Here is a 12,454-nt window from a genome sequence, read left to right on the forward strand (position 1 = left end):
ATGGGATGACTCAGCCCATGACCCTTATGTTTACGATGCAAAATACGGGAGAACCTGTAAAACCTTATTTGCCTGAAGGCTGCTAGTACTAATGACAAGCCGGAGGACCTACCCCAAGGTCGCCACTTATATTGGGAACGAATGGGCATAGGCATTCCAAATTCCAAAAGCTAGGATGTGTAAGATGAATGGCACGAATGTTCAGAAAGAATTTCGGATTGACGCTGCTGGCACTGCCAGGATTTATGCTGATTATACTCTTTAATTACGTACCGCTTTACGGTCTGCTGCTTCCTTTTAAGAATTATAAGTATAACCTTGGGATTTGGAATAGTCCCTGGGTCGGGTTCGACAATTTTGGCTTCTTATTCAATGGGGATGTGCTGTATCGCGTGCTTCGCAATACGATCCTGTATAATGCTGTTTTCATTGTGTTAGGGACGTTTCTCTCGATTATTATTGCCTTATTGCTATTTGAGCTTAGCCGGAAATTCGTAAAGGTCTATCAAACGATTTTATTTATCCCTTACTTTATTTCGTGGGTAGTCGCTGGATTTGCCTTCAGAGCACTGTTCGATATGGAGCATGGCGTTATTAACAGCATCTTGGTGACATTGGGTAAAGCGCCAGTCCTCTGGTACAATGAGCCCCAATATTGGCCTTACATTCTGGTGGCGGCGGCTGTGTGGAAAGGATTAGGGTACGGCTCCGTTATCTATTACGCCGCCCTGATGGGGATTGATGCAGAGTATTATGATGCAGCCAAAATCGATGGAGCCAGCAAGATTCGCCAGGCTTTCTCCATTTCCATACCGATGATCAAACCGATGATTATTATGTTGGTGATTCTCCAAATCGGAAGTATCTGCTACAGCGATTTTGGTTTATTTTACAATGTGACTTTGAATTCTTCCTTGATCTACAAGACTACGGATGTCATCGATACTTTCGTTTACAGGTCACTGATTGACATGGGGGATATTGGGATGGCTTCTGCTGCCGGTTTTTTTCAATCGATTGTTGGATTTTGCCTGGTGCTGCTCACCAATTATATCGTCAGACGGATAAATCCAGAAAATTCACTTTTTTAAGGAGCATAAGCCATGAATCCTCACAGATTAGCTAGTTCGCGACCTCCGATAACGAAGGGTAATTTGATCATCCATATCCTATTTATCTTGTTGTGTATGGCATGTATGTTTCCCTTTCTTGTCATTATTGGTACTTCATTTCAAACGGAAAATGACATTATCCAATATGGGTATTCCATGATCCCCAAAAACTTTACTTTGGATGCGTATAAGGTCATTCTTCACGAGCCCAAAGTTCTGCTGGATTCTTATTTGGTTACGATCGGCACGACGGTAATTGGATCGTTGATTGGGATGTGGGTAACTACAGCCTACGCTTATGCCATTTCGCGAAAAGATTATTCATACCGTACGTTTCTTGCCTTTTTTATCTTCTTCACGATGCTCTTTCATGGGGGGATGGTGCCCTCCTATATTCTCATGGTGAAATGGCTGGGACTCAGAAACAATGTCCTGGCACTCATATTGCCTTATCTGATTAGCGGCTGGTTTGTGCTTCTGATGAAAGGTTTCCTGCAAACGATACCAGAAGCGATTATTGAGTCGGCAAAAATGGACGGTGCGGGCGAGTTGAGAATTTTTGCCCAAATTGTTCTGCAAATATCGAAGCCCGCACTGGCTACTTTGGGGCTGTTCTTCGCACTCCAATACTGGAATGATTGGTGGCTGACTTTGCTGTATATGGATCAAGATCATTTAATGAAGCTGCAATATTTGCTTATTCGCGTTCTGAAGAATATGGAGTACTTGAACTCGTCGGAAGCTATTCAGTATGGTCTGGTTAAACCAGGCACGCAGGTTCCATCATTAAGTGCACGTATGGCTATGTGTATTTTGGCAGCAGGACCAATGCTTCTCGTTTTTCCGCTGTTTCAGAAATATTTTGTGCAAGGATTGACGGTAGGTTCTGTAAAAGGTTAAATAATTCCAGGTGCAGGTTACCTGCTCTGTATCTGTCAATTATAGAGGAAAGATCATATAAGGGAGGTCATCCAAGTGAAAGGTCAAAAAGCCAAAGCTGCAAAATGGATTGGATCGGGAACATCTGTCTTACTGGCGACAACCATTGTTATTAGTGGCTGCAGCACGAACGAGAAAACAAAGGAAAGCGCAAGTCCGATTGCAAGTACGGGGGCAAGTACGAGTCCGACCAAGGATTTCGTTGATATTAGCTGGTTCATGCCAAAGCCGATCGACAATTTAAAGGATCAGGAAGCGGTTGAGGCGGCAGCGAACAAGCTCATTAAGGAAAAATTGAATGCCAATGTACACTTTAACATGATTGACAACGCGGGCTGGGAAGATAAGATCAAGCTGAAGTCAGCGGCTGGCGAGCCTTACGATCTCGTATTTACCTCCACTACGTCTAATAATTTGAACGGCAATGTGCAGAAAGGCGCCTTCATGCCGCTTGATGATTTATTGCAGAAATATGGTCAGAATATCCTCAAAAAAGTAGATCCGCGCGCATGGAAAGCCGTCACTTACAAAGGGAAGATTATGGCGATTCCTGCTCAGACACCGTATAGTCCGGCAAGTGCCTATGTTTTTAAAAAAGATTTAGTTGAGAAATATAAATTCGATTATAAAAGTGTCAAGAGTTTAAGTGATTTAGAGCCATTCCTGGAAACAATTAAGAAAAATGAACCGAATATGATTCCAGTCATTGCAACGGCTAATGGAGCTACTTCCGGAGTAGGATTACCCGACTATACAACTGTAACAGCTGGCATATCTTTTAGTGAAAAAGAGGGTACCTTCATCAAAACGCTTGATATTAAGCAAAATTATGAAAATTATAGAATTATGAATGATTTCTATAAAAAAGGCTACATAGCCAAGGATGCAGCGATCAAAACAGATTATTTGGCTGAAGCCAAATCAGGGAAATATGCCGTGCTTCGCGACTCCGGCGGCTATACCGAAGATGGGTCGAAATCGACAAGCACATATGGCTTCCCAACTGTTGAAACATTCAGTTCACAGCCAACCATTTCAACCAGTTCCATGACAGCAGCTGCGACAGCGATCAGTGCAACATCCAAGAATCCGGAAAGAGCCATGATGCTGCTTGATTACATTTGGAGCGACAAGTACTTATTGAATACACTTGCATATGGAGTTGAAGGTAAAAACTACACGGTGAAGTCAGGTTCCGTCAAAGACGGTAATCCAACGATAGAAGCCAAAAGCGGTGCTGAACAAACATGGGCAATTTGGCATAACTGGCTTGGGCCGCTTTGGGATCAATGGGATTCAAACTGGAATTCAACGAAAGCATTGGAAGCAATGAAAAAGACGAACGATAACGGCAAAGCTTCTCGTCTGCTCGGATTTATTTTCAATACGGAGCCGGTGAAATCGGAAATTGCGCAAATCAACGCCGTCAATAAAGAGGCGAATCCAATCTTCACGACAGGTTCCATGCCGGATTACCCGAAGTATGTTGAGGATACGAAGAAAAAACTGGTGGATGCAGGAATTGACAAAGTTATGAGTGAGATCCAGAAGCAATATGATGCTTGGAAGGCAGGAAATTAACTAACTACATTTGCTTGTGACAACAATGACGCTGCTGATTCAATAGCAGCGTCATTGTTTTTGAATGTCAATACACGCGCTTGGCCCCCATATATTTGGGTCCCCAATACGAATTCATCAAAGCTTGCGGATAAATCCCCGCCGACCGTGTGGCGGATAAGAACTGACCGTTCCCCATGTATAAGCCTACATGATCGATAACCCCCGGCGTGGCAATAGCGAAAAACACTAAATCACCTGGCTGCAAATTGCTTGTGCTGACAGAAGTGCCGCTATCGAATAGTGCCTTGGAGTTTGTCCGTGTCGCCGTGATGCCATGCTGCTGGAATAAATAGTAAATAAAGCCGGAGCAATCAAATCCTTGCGGCGTAGCGCCGCCCCAAAGATAAGGAACACGCAGATATGTAAGCGCATCCGCCATTAGGGTGCGTTTCGTCAATGCATGGGATACACTGGTGTTCGTTACGGCGTCAACAATACCCGTCTGCGGGAGACTGTAAGTTTTCTGGTAGTCTTTTACCGCTTGTGTCGTTATCGTGCCAAAGTAACCGGTAGCCGTCGGGTATGTAAAGAACCCAAGCGTTTTTAAATTCTGTTGGAGCTCCGAAACAGCGGAACTTGTCATGCCTTGCGCAAGCATGGTGCTGGATGTACCAGCAGCAGTTGCTGCGGAAACAGGCGAGATGGGGATTACACTGCTTAAAGATACTGTCAAGAGCATAGCGGCAGTTGCGAAAACCAGCTTGGATCTAATCATCGTCGTTCCCTCCTGTTGGTAGTCTTGGTGTTATTTCGTGAACTTTTCTTATTTTAACAATGAATCGCTCAATCAGACTAGATGGAAATCTTGGAAATCCAGTGATTTTGACCAAGTCCTCCCGCATATAACGAGCATATAGGCTTAAGCTGCTGCGCCTGTTGAATGTTGTGTCGTTCATGAAAAGAGGAGGAGACGCATGTACTCGCAATTCAAAAGCTACTACCCTTACATCAGTCCCTTTGACCCTTGTCCACCAATTCGAGTGAAATTCTATAACACGCCGCCCCAGTTGTATATCCATTTCCAACCACCAGGATTGCCGCAATACAGCCCTTATGAGGCGTTGAAAAGAGGGACTCTCTGGCCCTCATTATTCGGCCCCTATGAATCCAAAGACGTCGAAGGAGAGCGATGACGATGAGTCAGCCCGTGCTGCCAGAGTCGTACTACAGGCAGTTGCATGATTTGCAAGCTGTTGATTTTGTACTCGTGGAGTTGACCCTGTATTTGGACACCCATCCTGATGATTTAGCTGCTCTGCAGCAGTATAATCAATTCGCCCAAAAGAGAATGCACCTTGCGAATGAGTTTGAGTTGGCATTCGGACCCCTCATGCCATTCGGGCATGCCTACAGCAAACATCCCTGGCAGTGGGTGAATACTCCCTGGCCTTGGCAAGTTTGAGAAGGAGGAACGCGCATGTGGATCTATGAGAAAAAGCTGCAGTATCCGGTCCGAGTCAGCAAATGCGACCCGCGAATGGCCAAACTCCTGCTTGAACAGTATGGAGGGGCTGACGGAGAACTTGCCGCAGCATTGCGTTACTTGAATCAGCGTTACACGATTCCGGATAAAGTTGTGGGCTTATTGACGGATATTGGAACGGAGGAATTCGCTCATCTCGAAATGATTGCTACGATGGTCTATAAGCTGACCAAGGATGCGACGATCGATATGCTGAAAGCTGCTGGCTTGGATGATCACTATGTGAGCCACGACAGGGCGCTCTTCTATCAGAACGCAGCAGGTGTGCCATGGACAGCTGCCTACATACAAGCGAAGGGAGACCCGATAGCTGATCTCTATGAGGATATCGCGGCCGAGGAGAAGGCAAGGGCGACGTATCAATGGTTGATTGATCTGACAGATGATGTCGATTTGCAGGACAGTCTGAAATTTCTCCGGGAGCGGGAGATCGTGCACTCCTTGCGGTTCCGGGAAGCGGTGGAAATTTTGAAGGACGACCGGGAGGCTCAGAAAGTGTTCTGATGGGAGAGCTGCAAGTCGAGCGAGTGGGGTGGAGTGGATTGGATTGGAGCCGAGTGGATTCGATTCGAGTTGCTCTAACGAACTGTACTGTGCTTATTAGCCCGAAAACGGCTTCGTTTTCAATCTAATGAACTGAAGAGGCGTTATCGCACCGTTTAAGCATGAAATGCTCATCTATTTATTGAAATAACGCGTCTGGAGTTCGTAATAATTTTGAACAGAGGGATTTTGATCAAATAAGGGTTGCTGAGTTCGTAAGGCGTAACCAGTACTAGGATGGGGTTCATCCGTTCCTGGCCGCCAACAAGCCCAAAAATTCCTTCAAAGCAATTCCTGTAACAGCCAGACCGCTTGAAGAAGGGACGAATTTGCTGAGGGTGAGCTCCTGCTTTTGCTGGGAGATGTAATCCGTTGGATAAGGAATAACCGCCACTTTGAGTTTCTGAAACTGCTTCACAGACCTCGCCATATGGAAGGCAGAAGTGATGAGAACAGGCTGCTTCCAGCCATTCTTGGTGAGAAGGGCAAGCGTATGCTGCGCATTCTCTTCGGTATTGCGACTGGTGTCATCCATGAATATCGCTGTTTCGGGAATGCCGAGCGCGAGCAGATGCCGTTTGGCAATCTGAGATTCATTGCCTGTGTCGCTGAATACCTGACCGCCGGAGAGGAGGATGGGCAGCTTCGTGCTTCGATAAAGCTCGGCAACCGTGAGTACACGAGCAGAAGTGTTGGCTGTTAGGTAGCCTTCTCCATGCGTAAGCGGGTCAGCCGTGTCTAAGGTTGCACCTCCTGTCAGCATCACAAGGACATCGCCTGAAACCTGCGCTGGAGGTGAGTATCTGCTCTCTATGCTATTTAGCAAAGCATTGCTGAAGGAAGGCATGGAACATACGGCAAGCAGCACCGCGGCTAGCCCGACGAGAAGAGTACCGATGTACTCTTTTTTCTGTTGCAGCCAGATGGCGATACAGAGCAGGAGCAGGATGATGATTCCCGGCGGGAAAATTAAGGTATAAGCGATTTTAATGAGATAGAGCATTGGCGTATCATATCCTTCCTGAGAAAGCATGGAGCTGTGGCATACGAATCATTAACGTTGTTCGACATTCAGGGAGTGATTCCTGCCTTTATACAATAGCTCCATGAGGGATTGCCGCAAAAAGAGGCTGCTTGCCAGGTGTTAACCTGATGAGCAGCCTCTTATCTATTAAGCATCAACCTTTGATTTCATTGCCACGAATCCAAACCTGCTCCAGCGCGAGCTCCGGGCTGACGAGTACTAAGTCAGCCTGCTTGCCTAGCGCGATCGAGCCGTGCGTCGCCTCGAGCTTCAGCAGCCGCGCCGGGTTGCCGCTCGCGAAGCGGCTCGCGTCTGCGACGCTGACGCCGACCTCGCGCACCATAAACCGGAGCGCCTCGATCATCGTCAGCGTGCTGCCCGCGAGCGCGCCGCCTTCCGTCAGTCGGGCAACGCCCGCCTGTACGGTGACGGCTTGCCCGCCCAGCTCGTACTCGCCGTCGCCGAGCCCGGCGGCGGACATCGCGTCCGTGATCAGCAGCAAGCCATGCGGCTGCTTCACCATAGCCAGCAGGCGAATCGCTGCTGGGTGTACGTGATGGCCGTCGGCGATGACCTCGCCGCTGATGCGGGTGTCGGTGAGCACCGCACCGACCGTGCCAGGCTCGCGATGATGCAGCGGCTTCATCGCGTTGTAGGTGTGCACCGCATGCGAGAGCCCCGCGCCAACCGCCGCCTGAATCTCGGCGTAGGTGGCGTCCGTGTGGCCGCAGGCGGCAACGATGCCGTGATCGCGCAACCACGCGATCATCGCAAGGCCCCCCTCGCGTTCGGGGGCCAAGGTCAACTGCTTGACGAGCTGCGGATAACGCTCGTTCCAGTCTTCGAGCCATGGAAGCTGAGGCGTCACCATGAGCTTGGGGTCCTGCGCGCCTGCCCACTTAGGCGAGATGAAAGGGCCTTCCATATGCACGCCCAGCAGTTGGGCATAAGGCATAGGCTGCTGCATGTAAGCGTTGACTTCACCAAGTACGCGGTCGATGTCTTCACGCAGGGCAGTCATGGTTGTAGCAAGCATTCCCGTTGTCCCGTTAAGCGCATGAAAACGCGTGATGATCGCTAATGTTTCTGGATCAGCATCCATGAAATCAGCGCCGTATCCGCCATGCACGTGAACATCGATGAAGCCAGGCAGCAGCCAACTGCCGCGAGCATCAAGGAGCGTGGCGTCAGGTGCTGCTGAAGTTTGATCCCAAGACGACATCTCGCCGATAGCAGCAATTACGCCGCCTTGGATATGCAGATATCCGTCTTCAATAGTGCCTTGTTCGGTTACGATCTTGGCTCCCGTGATGACGAATGAACTCATTCGAACAACCTCCCAGCCTCAGCATCAAGAAGCACGACAAGGTGTGGGTGTGTTTGCAGAAGCGTTGCAGGAATTTCAGTCGTAATGGGACCTGTCAGAGCGCGATGAACGATTTCTGCTTTGTCAGCGCCGCGAACGATCAAGAGAATCGTTTTGGCTTTGAGAATGGTACCAACCCCCATGGTTAAAGCATGAGTCGGCACTTCGTCAATCGTATTGAAGTAACGAGCATTGGCTTCGCGCGTTTCTGTTTTCAGCTCTACGCGGTGAGTTCCGCTGACCAAGGAATGGTCGGGTTCATTGAATCCGATATGCCCATTATGGCCTAGACCGAGAATTTGCAAATCAATTTGTTTCGCTTCTTCCAGAAGCTCATTATAACGAGCGCATTCAGCTTCTAGATCAGCAGCATTACCATTCGGAATGTGCGCCTGTGAAGCTGGCAGGTCAATATGGTTAAACAAGTGCTGCTGCATATAAGCATGATAGCTCTCGGAGTGATCAACCGGTAAGCCAACGTATTCATCGAGGTTGAACGTAGTGACGCTTTTGAAGCTTACACGCCCTTTATCATAGGCTTTCACGAGTTCCTCATAAATACCGACTGGTGTTCCGCCTGTGGCTAGGCCAAGAACGGATCTAGGCTGCATTTGGACAAGGGAAGTGATGATGCCGGCTCCGGCCTCGTTTAATTCTTGTTGATTTTGAAAAATATGAAGATTCATGATGGTATTCCTCACTTTCATGGACAAGTTATCAATGGGATTGTGATCTGAAAAAACAGAGTATGGCTGAATTTTGAAACTATTTTGCTTAAAAATATCATTTTTCAATCGAATTATACACATTTCAATCATAACTGAAATTTATCGCTACGGCAACAGGCTTTTTGCCAAATATGAACATTGACTTACATGGGTATGTTTGCCATTCTTATCTAAGATCATTACTTTTTTTAAGAAAATTTTCGGAATTCCTAACGGAGAAGGGGCTAGAGCGATGACAATTCAGAGAAAACAACCAGAAGCTATGCTTTTTGACTTGGACGGGACGTTGTTTCAAACCGAAACACTTCTTCTGCCTGCTTATCATGCGACATTCGATGAACTTCGAGCCAAAGGCTTGTTTACAGGAGAAACTCCGCCGGAAGAACGGATCCTGGGAGCACTTGGTATGCTGCTTGAACAGATTTGGCAGCGGGTTATGCCGGAAGCTTCTATAGAAGCGCGTAACGAAGCCGATAAGCTGCTGCTGAATTATCAGATGAATGGCTTGCACGAAGGCCAGGGCGATTTATATGAAGGCGTTGCCGAAACGCTGCAAGCTTTGCGTGACAAAGGGATTCGCTTATTTGTGGCGAGCAACGGGCTGGAAGACTATGTGAGAAATGTAATTGCCGCTAAGGGACTCGGGCACTTATTCGAAGGGTTGTACAGCGCGGGGCAATATCAAACGAAATCGAAAGTCGATTTAGTTCAAATCCTGCTTGAAACCCATCATATCCAATCGGCTTGGATGGTAGGTGATCGTTCCTCGGATGTGGAGGCAGGACTTCGCAATCATTTAACCGTAGCGGCTTGCGATTATGCAGGATTCCGGGAGTCCGGGGAGCTCGAAGGGGCGCATATTCGAATCCGCAGCTTCGCGGAGCTGCTTGAATATGTGTAAATAGCGAAGGCAGTAGCAAACAGTCGGAGATGGGCATACACTGTTATCACATTGATAGATAAGGTGCTGATCAGAATGCCTTCTTTTGTAGGAATATTCAACATTATTAGAAATGAAGGAAATCTGGTAAATGGAGATACGTTCATCATTGCTCCGACTAGCGCATCCAAAACCAATTCCGGCGGCGGGGGCGGAATCACCGGAGATTTCGCGGTATCAACGACCCTTTTTAGCGCAACGGTTACTTTCGATCCTGACGGTATAGAAGCAGGAGCGAACAAAGTAGCCACAGGAACGTAAGTCCTGATTGCCAATGAGATCGATACTTGCTCGCAAGCGGAGCGAACGTGTCGGTCTTTTTTTGGCTTGTTTAAAAGGAAGAAAAAGGCTTGACAGCTGATTGTTTGAATTAGTATTATTAATATATGAACAAGTGCTCATATATTCATGCGTTAATAAAATAGGAATATTTTGCAGGATAACACCCCATTCTAAGGGGCAGAGCGCAGGGAGGAATTGCTATGCATCAACATTCATCACAAGAACATTCACATGACCATAAGGATCATACAGCTTGCAGCGATCAGGGAACTCACCAAGGCCATAGTCACGCACAGGAAGGCCATCATCATGGGCACGATCACGGACATCACCATCATGGGCACGGGGGAAATAAACAAGGACTGCTCATTGCACTTATCATCACAGCAGGCATTATGTTTTTGGAATTTATCGGTGGTTTATGGACGAATAGCTTGGCGCTGCTCTCGGATTCTGGACACATGTTGAGCGATGCTGGATCGCTTGCTTTAAGTCTTGTGGCGATGTGGTTCGCAGCCAAGCCTACCTCTGCGAAGAAATCCTATGGCTTCCATCGAACCGAGATTTTGGCAGCCCTTTTCAATGCGGTGACCCTTTTTGTTATTGCTGGGTTCATCATTTGGGAAGCTGTCGGGCGATTCATGCATCCTCCTACGGTGGCCAGCGGCTCCATGATGCTGATTGCCAGTATAGGTTTGATAGCCAATCTGCTTAGCGCATGGTCTCTGATGCGCAAAGGTGATGTGCACAGCAATTTAAATCTGCGCAGCGCCTATCTGCATATTCTTGGAGATGCACTGGGTTCTGTCGGAGCTATCGTAGCTGGAGCTGTCATGCTGATTTTTGGCTGGTATGCAGCCGATCCAATAATAAGTGTCCTAGTATCGCTGCTGATTCTAAAAGGCGCCTGGGCGGTACTGAAATCGACCATTCACATTTTAATGGAAGGAACGCCGCAGAGCGTCTCATTAGGGGATGTCCAACATATGCTTGAAGGGATTGAAGGTGTCATTAATGTGCATGATTTGCACATATGGACGATCACATCAGGTCTTGATTCACTTAGCTGTCATTTGCTCATTGCCGATCACTTGGATAGTCAAACCATTCTGCAGCAAGCCATTCATCAGCTGGAGGAACGCTTTCAAATCACGCATGCGACGATTCAAATCGAAAATTCAACAACGATCCATTCGGAATTGAAAGTATAGGAAAGAAGGGGATTGCACATATGTAGATCGGAAGATACACAGCATGTGGCTGCTGCTTCCGATGGCTTATTCACGATTCGGGCCTTTCGGCTTTCCTTTCTTCCGCGTTTTTTGAACTTTGATTCAGCATCCACATGGCATATTCCAGCGGCCTTGAAACCGCCTTCTGATAGGTGGAACTTTCGCCAATTTTGTGGAATACTTCTCTGGAAGGTTTGGGATTGACTTCGAGAAGCCAGACATGGCCGCTAGGATCTATGGCGATGTCCAACCCAAGCTCAACGAGCTTGCCGAATTTATTTTCTAGAAACTCAGCGAGCGTATGGGCAAAGCTGTTCATTTCCTTCTTAATGGCTTCAATTTTGCTGGATGAAGAGAAGCGATTGGATAATAATTTAGTTTGACTAACTGCGCTGCCGCCGCCGTGCAGGTTCGAGGTGATGCTGCGGTGTGGGCCGATGCGGCCTGCACAGCCGGTAACTTCCCATTCACCTCGGCCATTTTTCTGAATAAGCAGGCGATAATCATGGACACGGCCGTCTTTCAACGTTACGCGGATTCCTTGCTGCACAACATAATCGGAACTTAGTTTCAGCGCATGCAGCTTAACCATAAGCTGCTTTTCTGTTGCTTTGTAAGGGGCTATGATGGTGCGCTGCTCATTCCTTCCTTGCAGTAAATAGAGATCTGAATCCAACTGCTCTATGCGCAGAATCCCTCTTCCCCCCGTGCCATTCTTGGGTTTCGCATAGATGAGCTTATGTCTTTTCAATGTTTTCACTAAATTTTGTACGGTGCTGAAGCGGACTGTTGCGGGCAAATAAGGACGAATGCTCTCACTCTCGGAAAGAATTTGATGCATCGCCCATTTATTGGCTAAGGGTCTGCTCAGGAAAATTAGCTTCGAATGACGGTTTCGAAATGCTTTGAGCATGCGGTAATTCGCCGCGGCTTTGTACCTGCAGCGATCATAGATGACGGGCGGCATAGTGGTTCGCCGCCGGATCCATTTCCTCAAACCGTGGTCGTAGGTTAAGGAGCGAACTGTATTGCCGCTTTCCACATCAACCGGGGAGAAAACTTCCACTTGAACACCGATTTTATTCCCTTCCTTGCTTAGCCTCTGGAAATAAGAGAGCTCCTCCAGCCGTGAGTTGCCTAAATAAATAGCGAGTACGCCCAGTCGTTGTGAAGACAAGCATA

At 47.6% G+C, this 12,454-nt stretch carries 14 protein-coding genes; 9 read left to right on the plus strand and 5 right to left on the minus strand.

The window, feature by feature from the left end:
* The first annotated feature begins 188 nt into the window (after nt 1–188).
* The 3 genes from IEY34_RS03030 (at nt 189) to IEY34_RS03040 (ending at nt 3,632) form a co-directional block, all read left to right on the plus strand.
* Nucleotides 189–1,091, plus strand: a complete 903-nt coding sequence (locus IEY34_RS03030) for an ABC transporter permease (RefSeq protein ID WP_189007416.1) — start codon at nt 189–191, stop codon at nt 1,089–1,091.
* A gap of 12 nt (nt 1,092–1,103) precedes the next feature.
* Nucleotides 1,104–2,012: a carbohydrate ABC transporter permease gene (locus IEY34_RS03035; protein WP_189007419.1), complete on the plus strand. Its 909-nt coding sequence runs from the start codon at nt 1,104–1,106 to the stop codon at nt 2,010–2,012.
* Nucleotides 2,013–2,087: 75 nt separating this feature from the next.
* On the plus strand, nt 2,088–3,632 hold the full coding sequence (locus tag IEY34_RS03040) for an ABC transporter substrate-binding protein (RefSeq protein ID WP_189007422.1): 1,545 nt from the start codon (nt 2,088–2,090) through the stop codon (nt 3,630–3,632).
* A 67-nt stretch (nt 3,633–3,699) separates the two neighbouring features.
* On the opposite strand, the gene IEY34_RS03045 is transcribed toward IEY34_RS03040, so the two are convergent.
* Nucleotides 3,700–4,389 (minus strand): C40 family peptidase, encoded by a 690-nt coding sequence (locus IEY34_RS03045; protein ID WP_189007426.1) that lies wholly within the window; start codon nt 4,387–4,389, stop codon nt 3,700–3,702.
* A 199-nt stretch (nt 4,390–4,588) separates the two neighbouring features.
* Between IEY34_RS03045 and IEY34_RS03050 the strand changes: the two genes are divergently transcribed.
* From IEY34_RS03050 to IEY34_RS03060, 3 genes are read left to right on the plus strand one after another with little or no spacing between them, the layout of a single operon-like run.
* Nucleotides 4,589–4,807, plus strand: a complete 219-nt coding sequence (locus IEY34_RS03050; RefSeq protein WP_189007429.1) for a spore coat associated protein CotJA — start codon at nt 4,589–4,591, stop codon at nt 4,805–4,807.
* A 2-nt stretch (nt 4,808–4,809) separates the two neighbouring features.
* Nucleotides 4,810–5,076, plus strand: coding sequence for a spore coat protein CotJB (locus tag IEY34_RS03055; RefSeq protein ID WP_238166782.1), 267 nt, complete (start codon nt 4,810–4,812; stop codon nt 5,074–5,076).
* A 15-nt stretch (nt 5,077–5,091) separates the two neighbouring features.
* The gene (locus IEY34_RS03060; RefSeq protein ID WP_189007435.1) at nt 5,092–5,661 is read left to right on the plus strand and encodes a manganese catalase family protein; all 570 of its coding nucleotides are present in this window, start codon (nt 5,092–5,094) and stop codon (nt 5,659–5,661) included.
* Between the two features lie 283 nt (nt 5,662–5,944).
* On the opposite strand, the gene IEY34_RS03065 is transcribed toward IEY34_RS03060, so the two are convergent.
* From IEY34_RS03065 to nagB, 3 genes are all read right to left on the minus strand, one after another.
* On the minus strand, nt 5,945–6,703 hold the full coding sequence (locus IEY34_RS03065; RefSeq protein WP_189007440.1) for a YdcF family protein: 759 nt from the start codon (nt 6,701–6,703) through the stop codon (nt 5,945–5,947).
* A gap of 175 nt (nt 6,704–6,878) precedes the next feature.
* Nucleotides 6,879–8,051 (minus strand): N-acetylglucosamine-6-phosphate deacetylase, encoded by a 1,173-nt coding sequence (gene nagA / locus IEY34_RS03070; protein ID WP_189007443.1) that lies wholly within the window; start codon nt 8,049–8,051, stop codon nt 6,879–6,881.
* Nucleotides 8,048–8,776, minus strand: a complete 729-nt coding sequence (gene nagB / locus IEY34_RS03075; RefSeq protein WP_189007446.1) for a glucosamine-6-phosphate deaminase — start codon at nt 8,774–8,776, stop codon at nt 8,048–8,050. The genes nagA and nagB overlap by 4 nt, the downstream gene beginning before the upstream one ends.
* Before the next feature lie 274 nt (nt 8,777–9,050).
* Here nagB and IEY34_RS03080 point away from each other — a divergent pair, with 274 nt between their 5' ends.
* From IEY34_RS03080 to IEY34_RS03090, 3 genes are all read left to right on the plus strand, one after another.
* The gene (locus tag IEY34_RS03080; RefSeq protein ID WP_189007450.1) at nt 9,051–9,719 is read left to right on the plus strand and encodes an HAD family hydrolase; all 669 of its coding nucleotides are present in this window, start codon (nt 9,051–9,053) and stop codon (nt 9,717–9,719) included.
* A gap of 75 nt (nt 9,720–9,794) precedes the next feature.
* Nucleotides 9,795–10,019, plus strand: coding sequence for a spore germination protein (locus tag IEY34_RS03085; RefSeq protein WP_189007453.1), 225 nt, complete (start codon nt 9,795–9,797; stop codon nt 10,017–10,019).
* Nucleotides 10,020–10,240: 221 nt separating this feature from the next.
* Nucleotides 10,241–11,251 carry a cation diffusion facilitator family transporter gene (locus tag IEY34_RS03090; protein WP_189007456.1) on the plus strand — a complete coding sequence of 337 codons (1,011 nt, stop codon included), beginning with the start codon at nt 10,241–10,243 and terminating at the stop codon, nt 11,249–11,251.
* Between the two features lie 70 nt (nt 11,252–11,321).
* Here the strand turns inward: IEY34_RS03090 and IEY34_RS03095 are convergent, their stop codons facing one another.
* On the minus strand, nt 11,322–12,449 hold the full coding sequence (locus tag IEY34_RS03095) for a YheC/YheD family endospore coat-associated protein (RefSeq protein WP_189007459.1): 1,128 nt from the start codon (nt 12,447–12,449) through the stop codon (nt 11,322–11,324).
* Between the last annotated feature and the right edge of the window lie 5 nt (nt 12,450–12,454).

The sequence above is a fragment of the Paenibacillus marchantiophytorum genome, assembly GCF_014640555.1.
GTDB classification, from domain to species: Bacteria; Bacillota; Bacilli; order Paenibacillales; family NBRC-103111; genus Paenibacillus_E; species Paenibacillus_E marchantiophytorum.